15 protein-coding genes are annotated in these 15,912 nt (G+C 65.3%); 3 read left to right on the top strand and 12 right to left on the bottom strand.

What is annotated here, in order from left to right:
- Positions 1-70: 70 nt before the first annotated feature.
- Both argF and BDOA9_RS08030 read right to left on the bottom strand, forming a co-directional pair.
- On the bottom strand, positions 71-1,006 hold the full coding sequence (gene argF / locus BDOA9_RS08035) for an ornithine carbamoyltransferase (RefSeq protein ID WP_025033428.1): 936 nt from the start codon (positions 1,004-1,006) through the stop codon (positions 71-73).
- Positions 1,006-2,214, bottom strand: coding sequence for an aspartate aminotransferase family protein (locus BDOA9_RS08030; RefSeq protein ID WP_025033427.1), 1,209 nt, complete (start codon positions 2,212-2,214; stop codon positions 1,006-1,008). The genes argF and BDOA9_RS08030 overlap by 1 nt, the downstream gene beginning before the upstream one ends.
- A 458-nt stretch (positions 2,215-2,672) precedes the next feature.
- Between BDOA9_RS08030 and BDOA9_RS08025 the strand changes: the two genes are divergently transcribed.
- Positions 2,673-3,185 carry a GcrA family cell cycle regulator gene (locus BDOA9_RS08025; RefSeq protein WP_025033426.1) on the top strand — a complete coding sequence of 171 codons (513 nt, stop codon included), beginning with the start codon at positions 2,673-2,675 and terminating at the stop codon, positions 3,183-3,185.
- A gap of 253 nt (positions 3,186-3,438) precedes the next feature.
- Here BDOA9_RS08025 and phoB read toward each other — a convergent pair whose 3' ends face one another.
- From phoB to BDOA9_RS07975, 10 genes are all read right to left on the bottom strand, one after another.
- Positions 3,439-4,146: a phosphate regulon transcriptional regulator PhoB gene (gene phoB, locus BDOA9_RS08020; RefSeq protein ID WP_008143479.1), complete on the bottom strand. Its 708-nt coding sequence runs from the start codon at positions 4,144-4,146 to the stop codon at positions 3,439-3,441.
- A 14-nt stretch (positions 4,147-4,160) separates the two neighbouring features.
- Positions 4,161-4,877, bottom strand: a complete 717-nt coding sequence (phoU, locus tag BDOA9_RS08015) for a phosphate signaling complex protein PhoU (protein WP_025033425.1) — start codon at positions 4,875-4,877, stop codon at positions 4,161-4,163.
- An 11-nt stretch (positions 4,878-4,888) separates the two neighbouring features.
- On the bottom strand, positions 4,889-5,710 hold the full coding sequence (gene pstB, locus BDOA9_RS08010) for a phosphate ABC transporter ATP-binding protein PstB (RefSeq protein ID WP_025033424.1): 822 nt from the start codon (positions 5,708-5,710) through the stop codon (positions 4,889-4,891).
- Entirely contained in the window at positions 5,707-6,552 is an 846-nt protein-coding gene (gene pstA, locus BDOA9_RS08005; RefSeq protein WP_025033423.1) for a phosphate ABC transporter permease PstA, read from the bottom strand. The genes pstB and pstA overlap by 4 nt, the downstream gene beginning before the upstream one ends.
- A 4-nt stretch (positions 6,553-6,556) precedes the next feature.
- Entirely contained in the window at positions 6,557-7,546 is a 990-nt protein-coding gene (gene pstC / locus BDOA9_RS08000; RefSeq protein WP_025033422.1) for a phosphate ABC transporter permease subunit PstC, read from the bottom strand.
- 138 nt (positions 7,547-7,684) lie between these two features.
- Positions 7,685-8,698: a phosphate ABC transporter substrate-binding protein PstS gene (pstS, locus tag BDOA9_RS07995; RefSeq protein WP_025033421.1), complete on the bottom strand. Its 1,014-nt coding sequence runs from the start codon at positions 8,696-8,698 to the stop codon at positions 7,685-7,687.
- Between the two features lie 150 nt (positions 8,699-8,848).
- Positions 8,849-10,141 (bottom strand): ATP-binding protein, encoded by a 1,293-nt coding sequence (locus BDOA9_RS07990; protein WP_025033420.1) that lies wholly within the window; start codon positions 10,139-10,141, stop codon positions 8,849-8,851.
- Positions 10,142-10,187: 46 nt separating this feature from the next.
- Complete coding sequence (locus BDOA9_RS07985) at positions 10,188-11,243, bottom strand: lysylphosphatidylglycerol synthase domain-containing protein (RefSeq protein WP_025033419.1); 1,056 nt, start codon at positions 11,241-11,243, stop codon at positions 10,188-10,190.
- 439 nt (positions 11,244-11,682) lie between these two features.
- Positions 11,683-11,985, bottom strand: a complete 303-nt coding sequence (locus BDOA9_RS07980; RefSeq protein ID WP_025033418.1) for a hypothetical protein — start codon at positions 11,983-11,985, stop codon at positions 11,683-11,685.
- A gap of 2 nt (positions 11,986-11,987) precedes the next feature.
- The gene (locus BDOA9_RS07975; RefSeq protein ID WP_025033417.1) at positions 11,988-13,379 is read right to left on the bottom strand and encodes an OmpA family protein; all 1,392 of its coding nucleotides are present in this window, start codon (positions 13,377-13,379) and stop codon (positions 11,988-11,990) included.
- Between the two features lie 164 nt (positions 13,380-13,543).
- On the opposite strand from BDOA9_RS07975, the gene BDOA9_RS07970 reads away from it, so the two are divergent.
- Together BDOA9_RS07970 and BDOA9_RS07965 are read left to right on the top strand one after the other, a co-directional pair.
- Positions 13,544-14,602 (top strand): polysaccharide deacetylase family protein, encoded by a 1,059-nt coding sequence (locus tag BDOA9_RS07970; RefSeq protein WP_025033416.1) that lies wholly within the window; start codon positions 13,544-13,546, stop codon positions 14,600-14,602.
- 90 nt (positions 14,603-14,692) lie between these two features.
- Positions 14,693-15,505: an SDR family oxidoreductase gene (locus tag BDOA9_RS07965; RefSeq protein ID WP_025033415.1), complete on the top strand. Its 813-nt coding sequence runs from the start codon at positions 14,693-14,695 to the stop codon at positions 15,503-15,505.
- The last annotated feature ends 407 nt before the right edge of the window (positions 15,506-15,912 follow it).

Below are 15,912 nucleotides of genomic sequence, written 5' to 3'. Positions count from 1 at the left end.
TAATCCGGGAAGGTCGTCCCGCGCGTCGAGAACCCGGATTTCGCTGCGCTCCATCCAGGCTACAAGAAGGCTACTTCACCGCGTCGAAGCACCAGGCCAGAATTCCCTTCTGCGCATGCAGGCGGTTTTCGGCTTCGTCGAACACGACCGATTGCGGGCCGTCGATCACCTCGTCGGTGACCTCCTCGCCGCGATGGGCCGGCAGGCAATGCATGAACAAGGCGTCCGCCTTGGCCAGCGACATCAGCTTGGCATTGACCTGGTAGGGCTTGAGCACGTTGTGGCGGTGCTCGCCCTCCTTGTCGCCCATCGACACCCAGGTGTCGGTGACGACGCAATCGGCGCCGCGCACGGCGGTCTCGGGATCGGTGCCGAGGACGATCGGCGCGCCCGTCGCCTTGATCCAGTCGCGCATGGCCTTTTTCGGTGCGAGCTCCGGCGGCGTCGCGACATTGAGCTGGAACTTGAAGCGCTCGGCGGCATGGGCCCAGGACGCCAGCACGTTGTTGTCGTCGCCGGTCCAGGCCACCGTCTTGCCCTCGATCGGGCCGCGATGCTCCTCATAGGTCATGAGGTCGGCCATCACCTGGCAGGGATGCGAACGCCGCGTCAGGCCGTTGATGACGGGCACGGTGGCGTTGGCAGCAAGCTCCAGCAGCGCATCGTGGTTGAGGATGCGGATCATGATGGCATCGACATAGCGCGACAGCACGCGCGCGGTGTCGGCGATGGTCTCGCCGCGCCCGAGCTGCATCTCGGCGCCGGTGAGCATGATCGCCTCGCCGCCGAGCTGGCGCATGCCGACGTCGAACGAGACGCGGGTGCGGGTCGAGGGACGCTCGAAGATCATCGCCAGCGTCTTGCCTTCGAGCGGCCTGACCGGCTGCTGCGCCTTCTGCTTCGCCTTCATGGCGGAAGAGGCGGCGAGCATGCTCTTGAGCTCCGAGAGCGGCAGCTCGTTGATGTCCAGGAAGTGCTTGGGAGGTTTGTTGGGCGTCGTGCTCATCAGCTTGCCGCCCGCTTGGTCTGGCTGGACGAGATCGCAGCGCAGGCGCGCTCGAGCCTGATGACGCTGTCCTCGATCTCTGCTTCGGTGACGATCAGGGGCGGCAGGAAGCGCACGACATTGTCGCCGGCCCCGACAGTGAGCAGCTTTTCGGCGCGCAGCGCCGCGACGAGATCGCCCGAGGGCACCACGGCCTTGATACCGATCAGGAGGCCCTCGCCGCGCACCTCGCTGACGACATCGGGATGACGATCGATCACGGAGGCGAGCTTCTGCTTGAGCAGCAGCGACATCTTCTGCACATGGTCGAAGAAGCCGGGCTTGAGCATGACGTCGAGCACGGCGTTGGCCGCCGCGATCGCCAGCGGATTGCCGCCGAAGGTCGAGCCGTGCGAGCCGGGCCCCATGCCGGCGGCCGCGTCGGCCGTCGCCAGCACCGCGCCGATCGGGAAGCCGCCGCCGAGCGCCTTGGCGAGCGACATCACGTCCGGCGTGACGCCGGTGCGCTTGTAGGCAAAGAGCTCGCCGGTGCGGCCCATGCCGGTCTGCACCTCGTCGAAGGCGAGCAACAGGCCGCGCTCGTTGCAGAGCTCGCGCAGCGCCCTCAGGAAGGCGTGAGGTGCAGCACGAACGCCACCCTCGCCCTGGATCGGCTCGATGAGAATGCCGGCGGTGTGCGGTCCGATCGCCTTCTTCACGGCATCGAGGTCGCCATGCGGCACCTGATCGAAGCCGTCCATCGGCGGGCCGAAGCCCTCGAGATATTTCGCAGACCCGGTGGCGGCGAGCGTCGCCAGCGTGCGGCCGTGGAAGGCACCCTCGAACGTGATCATGCGGTAACGTTCCGGATGTCCCTTCGAGAAATGATGGTGGCGCACCAGCTTGATCACGCCTTCCAGCGCCTCGGCGCCGGAATTGCAGAAGAACACGAAGTCCGCAAAGCTCTCGTTGCAGAGGCGGCTTGCGAGCTTCTCGCCATCAGGGCTCTGGAACAGGTTCGACATGTGCCAGAGCTTGGTCGCCTGCTCCTGCAACGCCGTGACCAGCGCGGGATGGACATGGCCAAGCGCATTCACCGCCACGCCCGAGGTGAAATCGAGATAGCGATCGCCGTTGGTCGCGATCAGCCAGCAGCCTTCGCCGCGCTCGAAACCGAGGTCGGCCCTGGCGAAAACGGGGAGCAAATGCGGCGCTGGGCTGTTAGTCATGACGTCACTTGAATGTTGCGGACGGTGTGAGGCACGCATTGGGCAACGCACCATCGACCGGCCCCGGAAAACGAAACGTGCCGCCTTTTAAGGGCGGCACGTGGCACTATCTTATGCCTGGCAAGACGGGTGTCAATGCCGCCCGGAAAGCCTCGCGAAACGCTGAATCCGTAGTCTTGCGGTGCCGATTTCGCGGGTTTTTCACCACGGAACATGTGGAAGCGAGTCGGCGGACTCTTGCGCGGGAGTCACGCCATATTGTAGCGTTTGGACTGTCAGATACGACATCTCGTGCAGCAGTTCTGATCCCAAAGTCCTCATGTACCGGCGTAAACGTTCGGGCGTCTTGAGCGCGCCCGGCGAGCCTTAAGGGATTCTGGCGGCACGGGTTTTTCAAGGCTTAAGCATTCGCTGCGAAGCCGCCAGGATGGCAGACGCGCAGCGAGGGAAAGGGTGCAATGACGGTTTTGACCTGGTCCGATGATCGCGTCGAGCAGCTGAAGAAGCTCTGGGAGGCCGGACTTTCGGCCAGCCAGATCGCGGCGGAGCTCGGCAATGTGACCCGCAATGCCGTGATCGGCAAGGTGCACCGGCTCGGCCTGTCCGGCCGCGCCAAGAGCCCTTCATCGGCAGCGCCGCGGCCGCGCAAGGCCCGGCCCGCGCAGCACATGATGCGGGTGACCCGCCCCGTTGCGCGCGGCAACACGGCACTGGCGCAAGCCTTCGAGGTCGAGGTGGAAGCCGAGCCGGTTACCTATGACAACGTGGTGCCGATGAGCCAGCGGCTGTCGCTGCTGGAATTGAACGAGGCGACCTGCCATTGGCCGGTCGGCGATCCCTCGAGCCCGGATTTCTTCTTCTGCGGCGGCAAGGCGCTCTCCGGCCTGCCCTACTGCGCCCAGCATTCGCGCGTGGCCTATCAGCCCGCAGCGGACCGCCGCCGCGCACCGGCGAAGCCGAGCACGCGGTGAGTTTGTCGATCTAATTGTTGCAGACGTTTCACGACGGCCGCTCCAATCACTCGGTGTCGTCCCCGCCTAGTGCGCGATTGCGCACGGGGGGCGGGGATCCATAGCCACAGCGCGCAGCTGTCGCGCGAGATGGCTACTCCGAGTCTTCGCCAAACCTCGCCCCGTGGCTATGAATCCCGGGCTCACGCTGCGCGCGTCCGGGGATGACAGCGGAGATTGAAGCCGCAGCTGCGAACCAGCGGCCCGCCCGAATTTACGTCTGCTCGGCCTTTGCAAACCGATCGTCCAGCGCGTAGCCGGCGCCGCGGACGGTGCGGATCGGGTCCTGCTCGCGGCCGAGATTGAGCAGCTTGCGCAGGCGGCCGATATGGACGTCGACGGTGCGCTCGTCGATGTAGATGTCGCGGCCCCAGACGCTGTCGAGCAGCTGTTCGCGCGAGAACACGCGGCCGGGATGCTCCAGGAAGAACTCCAGGAGACGATACTCGGTCGGGCCGAGATCGATCGGCCGGCCCGAGCGCGCCACGCGACGCTTGTCGCGGTCGAGCTCGATGTCGCCATAGGCGAGCACGGTGGCGAGCCGCTCGGGGCTGGCGCGCCTGAGGAGGCCCTTCACGCGCGCGAGCAGCTCCGGCACCGAGAACGGCTTGACGATGTAATCGTCGGCGCCGGTCGCGAGGCCCCGCACCCGCTCGCTTTCCTCGCCGCGCGCGGTGAGCATGATGATCGGCAGTTGCTTGGTCTCGGGGCGGGTCCGAAGCCGGCGGCACAGCTCGATGCCCGACAGGCCCGGCAGCATCCAGTCGAGCACGATCAGATCGGGAATGTGCTCCTTGAGGCGGGTGTCGGCGTCGTCGCCGCGCATCACCGTCTCGACGTCATAGCCGTCGCCTTCGAGGTTGTAGCGAAGAAGCTCGGTGAGAGCCTCCTCGTCCTCAACCACCATAATGCGTGCGCCCATGTTGTCGTCGCTCCTTAGGTATTCGGCACCGTGGTGGCGAAGGTCGTCATGTCGCCCTTCGGCCGCTTGTCGGTGATCGCCTGGCCCTCGATCATGTAGAACACGGTCTCGGCGATGTTGGTTGCGTGGTCGCCGATCCGCTCGATGTTCTTGGCGCAGAACATCAGGTGGATGCAGAACGAGATGTTGCGCGGATCCTCCATCATGTAGGTGAGGAGCTCGCGGAACAGCGAGGTGCAGATGGCGTCGACTTCCTCGTCGCCCTTCCACACCGCCATCGCCGCCGGCAAATCGTGCGCGGCATAGGCATCCAGCACGCTCTTGACCTGCTGCTGCACGAGGTCGGTCATGTGCTCCAGGCCGCGGAACAGCTTGAGCGGATGGAAATCCGTCTCCAGCGCCGCGACGCGCTTGCCCATGTTCTTGGCGAGGTCGCCGATGCGTTCGAGATCGGTCGCAACCCGCATGGCTCCGACGATCTCGCGCAGGTCGACGGCCATCGGCTGGCGGCGGGCGATGGTGAGCACGGCGCGCTCCTCGATGCGCTTCTGCAGCGCGTCGAGATCGGCGTCGGTGGTGACGACGCGCTGGCCGAGCGCCACGTCGCGGCGGATCAGCGCATCGACGGAATCGACGATCATGCGTTCGGCGATGCCGCCCATTTCGGCGACGAGGCGCGTGAGCTCCTGGAGGTCGCTGTCGAAGGCCTTTACGGTATGTTCAGAACCCATGTCCCGTCTCCTCAGCCGAACCGGCCGGTGATGTAATCCTGCGTGCGCCGGTCGGTCGGCGACGTGAAGATCTTGCTGGTGTCGTCGAACTCGATCAACTCGCCGAGATACATGAAGGCGGTCTTGTCGGAGACGCGCGCCGCCTGCTGCATGTTGTGGGTGACGATCGCGATCGTGTAGTTCTCAGACAGCTCCTGGATCAGCTCCTCGACCTTGGCGGTCGAGATCGGGTCGAGCGCCGAGCAGGGCTCGTCGAACAGGATCACCTCGGGCCGCACCGCGACGGTGCGGGCGATGCAGAGGCGCTGCTGCTGGCCGCCGGAAAGCGACAGGCCGGAGGCGTTGAGCTTGTCCTTGACCTCGTTCCACAGTGCGCCGCCGCGCAGCGCCTTCTCGACCCGGCCGTCCATCTCCGATTTCGAGATCTTCTCGTAGAGGCGGATGCCGAAGGCGATGTTCTCGTAGATCGTCATCGGGAACGGCGTCGGCTTCTGGAACACCATGCCGACCCGGGCTCGCAGCAGGTTGAGATCGAGCTTGGGGTCGAGGATGTTGGTCTGGTCGAGCAGCAGCTGGCCGGTGGCACGCTGGCCCGGATAGAGGTCATACATCCGGTTGAAGATACGCAGCAGGGTGGACTTGCCGCAGCCCGACGGGCCGATGAACGCCGTGACACGATTGGTGCCGAGCGCCAGATTGATGTTCTTCAGCGCGTGGTGCTCACCGTAGTAGAAATTCAGGTTGCGCGCGGTGACCTTGGCGGGCGCCTCGGGCAACGGCTGCGAGCCGGGATGAACGGTCGGCGCGCTGACGGAAACGGACATTTCACTCATTTTGCAGTCCTCTCGGCGCCGATGATGCGCGCGCCAATGTTCAGGGCAAGCACGGTCAGGGTGATCAGCAGCGCGCCGCTCCAGGCGAGCTGCTTCCAATAGGCGTAGGGGCTCTGCACGAAATTGTTGATGGTCACCGGCAGGTTGGCCATCGTCTTGTCCAGGCCGAGGCTGAAGAACTGGTTCGAGAGCGCTGTGAACAGCAGCGGCGCCGTTTCGCCGGCGACGCGGGCGGTGGCGAGCAGCACGCCGGTGATCAGGCCGGAACGCGCCGCACGATAGGCGATGCGCTTGATCACCAGCGAGCGCGGCAGGCCGAGCGCGCTGGCGGCTTCACGCAGCGGGTTCGGCACCAGCAGCAGCATGTCCTCCGTGGTGCGCACGACGACCGGGATCACGATGACGGCGAGCGCCAGCGCGCCTGCGATCGCCGAGAAGCCGCGCATCGGCACTACGACCGCGCCGTAGATGAACAGGCCGATGATGATCGAGGGAGCCGACAGGAGAATGTCGTTGATGAAGCGGATCACCGAGGTCAGCTTGTCGTTGCGGCCGTATTCGGCGAGATAGGTGCCGGCGAACAGGCCTAGCGGCGCGCCGATGCCGACACCGATCGCGGTCATGATCAGCGAGCCGACGATGGCGTTGCGCAATCCGCCCTCATTCGATCCGGGCGGCGGCGTGTCGGCGGTGAAGACCTGGAGGCTGAGCCCGGCCAGGCCGTTGTAGAACAGCGTGACCAGGATCAGCGCGAGCCAGGTGACGCCGAAGGCGGCGGCTGCGATGCAGAGACCGCGAATGATGATGTCTCCGCGGCGGCGGCGTGCATAGATCGGGTTCATGGCTTCACTTCCCGGCCTTGGTTTCGAGGCGCATCAGCATCAACCGCGCGGCTGCGAGCACGAAGAACGTCAGCACGAACAAGAGCAGACCGAGAAGGATCAGGCCGGACTGGTGCAGGCCGTCGCTCTCTGCGAACTCGGAGGCGATCGCCGCCGAAATCGTGGTGCCCGGGGCGAAGATGGATGAAGAGATACGGAACGAATTGCCGATGATGAAGGTCACCGCCATGGTCTCGCCGAGCGCGCGGCCCAGCGCCAGCATGACGCCTCCGATGATGCCGACCCGGGTGTAGGGGATCACCACGCTGCGGACGACCTCCCAGGTGGTGCAGCCGACGCCATAGGCGGCTTCCTTCAAAACCGGCGGCACCGTCTTGAACACGTCGACCGAGATCGAGGTGATGAAGGGCAGCACCATGATGGCGAGGATCAGTGCGGCGTTGAACAGGCTGAGATAGGACGGGGGGCCTGCGAAGATCGCGCCCAGCACGGGAACGCCGTCGAACACGCTGATCATGAAGGGCTGGAAGGTGTTGGCCAGAAACGGGCCCAGCACGAAGAAGCCCCACATGCCGTAGATGATCGAGGGAATGCCGGCGAGCAGTTCGACCGCCATGCCGATCGGGCGGCGCAGCCATTGCGGGCAGAGCTCGGTGAGGAAGATCGCGATGCCGAGACCGACGGGAATGGCGATCAGCATCGCGATGAAGGAGGTGACGAGCGTGCCGTAGATCGGCCCGAGCGCGCCGAGCACGGGCGGATCGGCCGACGGCGCCCAGCGCTGCGTCCACAGGAAAGAGATGCCGAATTCCTTGATCGCCGGGAACGCTCCGACGATCAGCGAGATGATGATGCCGCCCAGGATCAGCAGCACCGAGATCGCGGACAGTCGCGTGATCCAATAGAAGGTGACGTCGCCGAGCTTGAACGCGCTCAAGGCCTTGGCGCGATCATACGGTCCGGCAGCATCAATCACATTGCTCTCGACAGCCATCTCAGCCACGCCGATCCCCTGTGCCCGTTATTCATATACGCTTGTTGTTGGTGGCGCGCCCCGGATACGGCAGGAGGCCGATCCGGAGCGGAGATCTTGGAGCATCCCGGAACCGGGTCCGGGACACGAGAGCTCAACTCAGCTCTTGATATCGGCAGCCCAGGTCTTCTCGATCTGCTGGACGACGCTGTCCGGCATCGGGATGTAGTCGAGCTCCTCGGCCATCTTGCCGCCGTTCTTGAAGGCCCAGCGGAAGAACTTGATGGCTTCCTGCGAGGCAGCCTTGTCGGTGGCGGACTTGTGCATGAGGATGAAGGTCGCCGCCGTGATCGGCCATGACTTGTCGCCGGGCTGGTCGGTCAGGATGACGTAATAGCCGGGCGCCTTGGACCAGTCGGCGTTGGAAGCGGCCGCCTGGAAGGCCTCGACGGTCGGCTGCACCGGCTTGCCGGCCTTGTTGACGAGACCGGCGTAGGTCAACTTGTTCTGCTTGGCATAGGCGTACTCGACATAGCCGATCGAGTTCTTGGTCTGGCTGATGTTGCCGGACACGCCTTCATTGCCCTTGGCGCCGACGCCGACCGGCCACTCGACCGCGGTGCCCTCGCCGACCTTGCTCTTCCAATCGGCGCTGGCCTTGGAGAGGTAGTTGGTGAAGTTGAAGGTGGTGCCCGAACCGTCCGAACGGCGGACCACGGTGATGGCGTCCGACGGCAGCTTCACGTTCGGATTGAGCTTCTTGATCGCGGCGTCGTCCCATTTGGTGATCTTGCCGAGATAGATGCTGGCCAGCGTCTCGCCGTCGAAGACCAGCTCGCCCGGCTTCACACCCTCGAGGTTGACGACGGGGACGATGGCACCCATCACCATAGGCCACTGGACGAGGCCGTCCTTCTCGAGCTGCTCGGCCTTGAGCGGCGCGTCGCTGGCGCCGAAGGTCACGGTCTTGGCCTGGATCTGCTTGATGCCGCCGCCGGAGCCGATCGACTGATAGTTCAGACCGTTGCCGGTCTCCTTTTTGTAGGCGTCGGCCCACTTCGAATAGATCGGGAACGGGAACGTCGCGCCGGCGCCGGTGATGTCGGCCGCAAAGGCTGCCGTCGTCGATGCGGCGACCAAGCCGGCAGCGACCATGGTTTTGAGGAAATTCATGCTGGTCTCCATACAGGGGAGCGAAGCGCCATCCGCGCCCGATCGCGCTCCCCGCGCCGCACCCTTTAGGAGCGGTCGGCTGTGCTTTTACGAAGGTTTCGTGACAGCTGGATGACACCCTCAAGCAATTGAAAATGCTTGATTTTCAGATCAGGCCGGGGGCTTGGCCTGGGGAAAACAGGCGGTGAACGTAGCGCCCTGCCTCGGTACGCTTTCGATCAAAAGGCGGCCGCGATGACGGTTAAGAATATGTTTCACCAGCGATAAACCGAGCCCGGTGCCGCCTTGCGAGCGGCTGTCGCCGACGTCGACCCGGTAGAAGCGCTCGGTCAGCCGCGGCAGGTGCTCCGGCGCGATGCCCGGGCCGAAATCGCGGACCATGACCCGGATTTCCTGAGTACCGTCAGCGGCGGCGCTCGCGGTCAGCGACACGATGACGCGTCCGCCGGAGGCGCCGTATTTGAGCGCGTTCTCGATCAGGTTCTCGAACAGGCGGAGCAGCTCCTCGCGGTCCCCGGCGATCATCACCGGCGGCTCCGGCAGGTGGATGTCCACCTCGACCTGGCGCTCGCGCGCCAGCGGCTCGAGCCCGTCGGCGACCTGGCGGATGATCGGGACGAGATCGACCAGGGTGTCGGGCCGGACATGGGCCGACAGTTCGACCCGCGACAGCGACAGGAGATCGTCGATCAGGCGCGCCATGCGCGTCGCCTGGTTGTGCATGATGCCGAGGAAGCGCTCGCGCGCCTTGGGATCGTCCTTGGCCTGGCCCTGGAGCGTATCGATGAAGCCCGACAGCGCCGCCAGCGGCGTGCGCAGCTCGTGGCTGGCATTGGCGACGAAATCGGCGCGCATCTCCTCGACCCGGCGCAGCGGCGTCTGGTCGTGGAAGGTCATCAGCATGCATTTGTCGGTGCCGCCGAAGCTGGTCGGCACCGGGACCGGCGTGATGATCAGCTCCATCCAGCGGTCGACCGGAACATGATCGAGATAGGTCGCGCGCCGCGGCTCGGTGGTCGCGATGGCCTCGCGCAGCGCCGTGATGATCTCCGGCGAGCGCAGCGCGAACTGGGCGAGCTCGTTCCGGCGCAGCGCCGGCGCGAGCTGGGCGGCCGCGGCATTGAGGTGGATGACCCGACCGGCGCGGTCGAGCAGCACCGCCGGATCCGGCATGCCGGCGACCACCGCGGCCACCGCCGCGCTCTCGACCGGGTTGATGCGCCTGACATCGTCGCGGGAGGCAGCGGAATCGTGCAGCCGCCACGGGATCAAGGCAGCCGCCGCAATGCACAGGAACACGATTGCGGCGTGCAGCACCGACAATTCGCCGAGCGAGACCACGACGGACAGCGCCAGCGCCGCGGCGATCAGGATGATGGTCGAGTGCCGCAGCCGATCGGACCAGGGCTGGGCGGATGGAGAAGAGGGGGCGTCAATCGCCATCGGGGCGGGCTTCTCCTGGGGCTGTCTTTCAAGGACCTGACACCGGTCAGGCGCCGCTGTCGCTGCGCTCTCTCACATAAGCGGCTTCAGGCGCCGGGCCGGGGTCCAGCTTGAGCGCCGCCTGTTGCAAGCGCTTCGATCGGGCGCCGATGATAACTTCTCGAAACGTCAGCAAGATTACAGATAAGACGAACGGAGCCAGATAATAGAGGACGCGGAACAGGAGCATGCCGCCGAGCAGCTCCTCGCGGTCCATCTGCCAGAGGCCGACCAGCATGGCGGCGTCGAACACCCCCAGGCCTCCGGGCGAATGGCTGGCGAAGCCGAGCAGGGTCGCCGAGACGAAGATCACCGCGACCACGACGAAGCCGAGATTGGGCTCGTCCGGGACCAGCACATACATCGCCAGCGCGCAGAAACCGAGATCGACGATGCCGATCGCGATCTGGAGCAGCGTCAGCGGGCCGCCCGGCAGCACCACGGTCCAGGGGCCGCGGCCGACCACCCGCGGCTGGGTCCAGACCCAGACCACGTAGCCGATCAGCGCCGCGATGATCATCAGCGCCAGCGTCCGGTTCAGCCAGGCCGGCAGCTGGTCGATCGAGGCTGCCGCCTCCGGGTGGTAGGCGATGCCGAGGCCGAGCACGGCGGCATTGCCCAGCCAGAAAGTCAGGCCGGCGAGAAAGCAGATTTTCGCGACGTCGATCGCGTTCAGCCCGTAGGCCGAATAGATGCGGTAGCGCACCGCGCCGCCGGTGAAGACGGACGCGCCGACATTGTGGCCGATCGAATAGCTGGTGAAGGCCGCGAGCGCGTTGATGCGATAGGGCACATGGGCATGGCCGATCGCGCGTGTGGCGAAGAGGTCGTAGAAGGTCAGCGTGAAATAGCCCGCAGTGACGAACAGCGCCGCCATCGCAATCTGGCTCGGCTCGGTGCTCTTGATCGCTTCGAGGACCTCGTTGAAATCGATGCCGCGCAGCATGTGGTAGAGCACGTAGCAAGCGATGCCGATGACCGCGATGCTGATCACAACTCCAAGCTTATGCAGGATTTGCTTCTGGCGCAGAAACGTCGTCGCCCTGCGGATGGCTTCCAGCATCTAGACCTCGAACAACGCTTCAGCGGCCAGGGTGGCCGGCGGACAGGCGGACGCGCAGGCATTCAACGAACCCTCGCCCCCGGCGCCGGCATCGCGCATGCCCCCTGCCCCTCCACTAGCGCGTTTTCGGCCGAAGTGGAATTCGCCAGTTCGAACAAAAACACGTGCCTTCAATATTTTAGGCAGGGGTGCGGCTCCCGGTGCAGGGTTTGGCGCTTTCGGCGGCAAGGCTTGACGCGAATCTCCAGGGCGATCCTGCGCAGGGGCCATGAAGTTTTGATGATTTCGGCCGCACAATGTTCCGTCACGCCTTAAGCCGATTTCAATCTATGGGGCCGGCCTGCCTGTTGAAAGAGGGGGCAATCCCGGCATCGTTGCCGTGCGCCGAACGGCCGCGGCCGACGCGTACCCGTCCCTCGCGTGAGGGTGCACGGCAACATCACACAGCGGCCGGCGGCGCGGTACGCGCGACCACCCGATGGCGCAGCCAGGCGCCGATGGTGCAGCCGACGAGATAGCAGGCGAACATGATCAGGCCGAGATCGAGCCAATAGCCGAAGCGACCGGGGACCACGTGGGCGAGCGAGGCCGCGAGCAGGCCGGCGGCAAGCACTGCAAACCAGCGCGCGGCCACCTTCGAGGTGCCGTTGCCGCGCTGGACCACCGAGATCCAGCCCATGCAGAAGCCCAGCAGCAGCGAGCCGATCAGCCAGCCCAGATGGAACGAGACGAGATAGGGCATCGTCACCTCACCAGAAATTCGATGCGGCGGTTCTGCGCCTTGCCTTCATCGGTGTCGTTGCCGGCGACCGGCTGCGTGCTGCCATGGCCGACCGCGGTGAAGCGGCTGGCGGGAAGGCCCGCTTTGACCAGATAGTCGATCACCGCCTGCGCGCGCTTTTCCGAGAGGGCCTGGTTGAAGGCATCCTCGCCGTCGCCGTCGGTATGTCCGACGACCTCGACGTTGGTGGTGGGGCAGCGCAGCGCGGTCTCGATGAGACGATCGAGGATGCCGACCGAGTCAGGATCGATGTCCGCGCGCTTGTTGGCGAAGCGGATCTTGCTCTTGGTCAGGAGCTCCGAGAACAATTGCTGGCACACGGTGCCGTCGACCGGGCCTGCGGCGGGCTTCACCGTGATCTCCGGCTTGTACTGCCAGTTCTTCGGGAAATCCTTGCCGAGACCTGCACGGATCTCGTTGGCGGCACCCTCGTAGAGCGCATCGCCCGAGAGCTTCACCTCGCGGTCGGAGACGACGAGCGTGCCGGTCGACAGCCGCGACAGCGCTCCGAGCGCGGCGATAACAGCCGTGTTGAAGGAGCCGGGCGCACCGATGCTGGCCTTGAGATTGTCGACGGCCTTTTCGGTGAACTTCCGCGAGGCGCTGGTGGCGATCGCGGCGTGGACGTTGTTGTCCGGAACGTAGCCGGTCAGCGTCACCGTCGCAGCCACCGGATCCTTGTAGGCCTGGAAGATGTAGGGCGGCGCCTTGATCTCGTTGGCGGCGATCGAAAAGCCCTCGGGCAGGTTCTTCAGCGCAGCCGCGATCGCCTCACGGCCGCCGAGCTCGCGCGCCATGCCCGACAGGTTGACCTTGGTGTCGGTGATCGTGATCTTGCCGTCCTTCAGCTTGCCGATCTGATCCAGCAGCAGCATCGCGGCGGCCTCGAACCGCGGTGGCGCCCCGCGCGCCAGCCCCATCCGGTCGGCGACCTCGACGCCGCCGACTTCCTTGCGGGCCGCCTCGGTCAGCCTGGCCTTCATCGACGGCAGCGGCGCGGAGCCGGACAGCGTCACCCGCACCACGTCGCGCTCGGCGTTCCAGACGAAGGGCTTGGCCTCGGGAACGAGGCGGGTCCGGTCGTCGACCAGCCGCACGCCGGGCACGGTTTCGACCGCCATCACCGCGTCGCGGCGCCCCTCCTCGGAGAAGGCATCCGCGGCCAGGCTGACGTCGCGGCCATCGACCGTGATCCGGGTCTTGTCCAGGACGGTATCCTTCAGCGCAGCCGAGCTGCGGGCCGACAGATCGGCCTCGACCGGTAAGGTGTTATTCCAGGCCGCAAATCCCCACATGACGGCCAGGGGGATCAGCCCCGGCCACCATTTGCTGGCCCACGAGAAAAGCTTCTGCATTCGACGACCCGAACTCTGGAAACGGAGACAAAACAAACCCTTGGCAGGCTGTCAAACCGGAAATGGTGCTGTTCCGGAGGCCCTGGAGAAACAATTGGAATAACTTTTTCTTCAAGGGTTCTTCCGTAAGTTGAGGGCGGAATGCCAAAGTCCCCCACCCGGTCATGAAACAACTACGTAACAACGTCATCCGCGCCGGGCTGGGAGCACTCTATTTCAGCGGGGCGCACCACCTGTTGCGCCCGCTTTTGTCGGGCGTCGGCGCCATTTTCATGCTGCACCACGTGCGGCCGGCGCGCGAGGCCGCGTTCCAGCCGAACCGGCATCTCGAGGTCACCCCCGAATTTCTGCGCGCCACGCTGTGCCATTTGCGCTCGCGCGACATCGACATCGTCAGCATGGACGAGCTGCATGAGCGGCTGGTGCAGGGTCGGTTCGACCGTCGCTTCGCCGCTTTCACCTTGGACGACGGTTATCGCGACAATCTCGACCATGCCCTGCCGGTGCTGCGCGAATTTGACGCGCCGCTGGCGGTCTATGTCGCCAGCGATTTCGCCGACGGCACCGGGCGATTGTGGTGGACGGCGCTGGAGGCCGTGATCGCCAAGACCGAGCAGATCGACGTCAAGATCGGCAATTCCGCGCTCCGCCTCGATGCGACCAGTGTCGCGGCGAAGCAGGCGGCATTCGACCGTCTGCACGACTGGCTGCGCGCGCTGCCGGGCGAGCACGATCTTGCACGGGAGATCGGGGCGCTGTGCACGACCTACGGCGTCGAGATGGAAGCTTTGTGCCGCAGCCTCTGCCTGTCCTGGACCGAGCTCAAGTCCTTTGCCGCCGATCCGCTGGTCACGATCGGCGCGCACAGCGTCAGCCATTGCAATCTCGCCAAGCAGGCGGAAGACGTCGCCGCGCAGGAGATGGCCGCGAGCCGCGCGCGGATCGAGCAGGCGCTGCAGCGCCCCGTGCTGCACCTCGCCTATCCCTATGGCGACCGCGACGCCGCGGGGGCGCGCGAATTCGCCCTTGCCGCAGCCGCCGGCTTCAAGACCGCGGTGACGACACGGCCCGGCATGCTGTTCGCAGAGAACGCCGGCCACATGACCGCGCTGCCCCGCGTCTCGCTCAACGGCAATTATCAGGACGCGCGGATCCTGCCGGTGCTGACCTCGGGCGCGGCGACCGCGATGTGGAACGGCTTCCGCCGCATCGCGGCGGCGTAGCTGCTGCTCCGCAGCCGCCCTGGACAAGCGCGCCTTCCTTGACTCCCCTCCCCGCTCCGCCCACAACCGGCGGCAACAAGGGAGGAAGGCATGTTCAACGATCTGTTCTCGCTCAAGGGCCGCATCGCGCTGGTGACCGGCGGCTCACGCGGCATCGGCAAGATGATCGCCGCGGGATTTCTTCATGCCGGCGCGGCGAAGGTCTACATCACCGCGCGCAAGGCCGGACCGTGCGAGGAGACCGCCAAGGCGCTCAGCGCGCAATATGACGGCGAATGCATCGCGCTGCCGATCGACATCTCCACGGTTGCCGGCTGCGAGCTGCTGGCGAGCGAATTCAGGAAGCGCGAGTCCCGGCTCGACATCCTCGTCAACAATGCGGGCGCGGCCTGGGGCGCGGAGTTCGACGAATTTCCGGAGAGCGGCTGGGACAAGGTGATGAACCTCAACGTCAAGGCGCCGTTCTTCCTGACCAAGGCGCTGGCGCCGACGTTGCGGGCCTCGGCAAGCGCGGAACGGCCGGCGAAGGTGATCAACATCGCCTCGATCGACGGCATCTTCGTCAATCCCGGCGAGACCTATTCCTATGCCGCGAGCAAGGCCGGGCTGATCCATTTGACGCGGCGCATGGCGGTGAAGCTCATCCCGGACCACATCGTGGTCACCGCGATCGCGCCGGGCCCGTTCAGATCCGACATGAACCGCGCCGCGCGCGACCATGCCGACGAGGTGGCAACGCGCGTCCCCGTGGGCCGCATCGGCACCGACGAGGACATGGCGGGCGCTGCGATCTATCTCGCCTCCCGCGCGGGCGATTACGTGGTGGGGGCGACCATCGCGGTGGATGGCGGCATCGTCTATGCGAACCCCGGAATCAAGGGCAGCGGGTGGGATAGCGATTGATGCGGCGGGGCCCCGAACCAAAACGTCGAAAACAACCCCATGCACAGTAGACTGCGCCTTGATCGATAAGGGGTTTTTCGAGCGACGCGGAGATGATGATTGCAGCTGCGATTGGGTTGACACGTCGGGCAAAACATTTGTCGAACTGGGCGTGGAGTCGAAATCCATCAGTACGATGGAGGCGCAGTGACATACGGCGACTTAATCTCATTCCAGGCCAGGCCGACAGACGCCAGAGTAGAGCAACCCGCCATAGTCGAAGAAAAACGGTCTCCTGAGATCCTGAATGGCCCCGTGTATCTGTAGAAACCCGACATTCACAAACTCTCGGTCGGGCAGCGAGGAATACAGGACCTTGGATGACGATCCGCGGGGGCTCGTGCCGGGATCGATGACAGAAGTCTTCG

It is taken from the genome of Bradyrhizobium sp. DOA9, from assembly GCF_000617845.2.
Lineage (GTDB): Bacteria > Pseudomonadota > Alphaproteobacteria > Rhizobiales > Xanthobacteraceae > Bradyrhizobium.
This window is presented reverse-complemented; position numbering and strand designations above follow the sequence as displayed.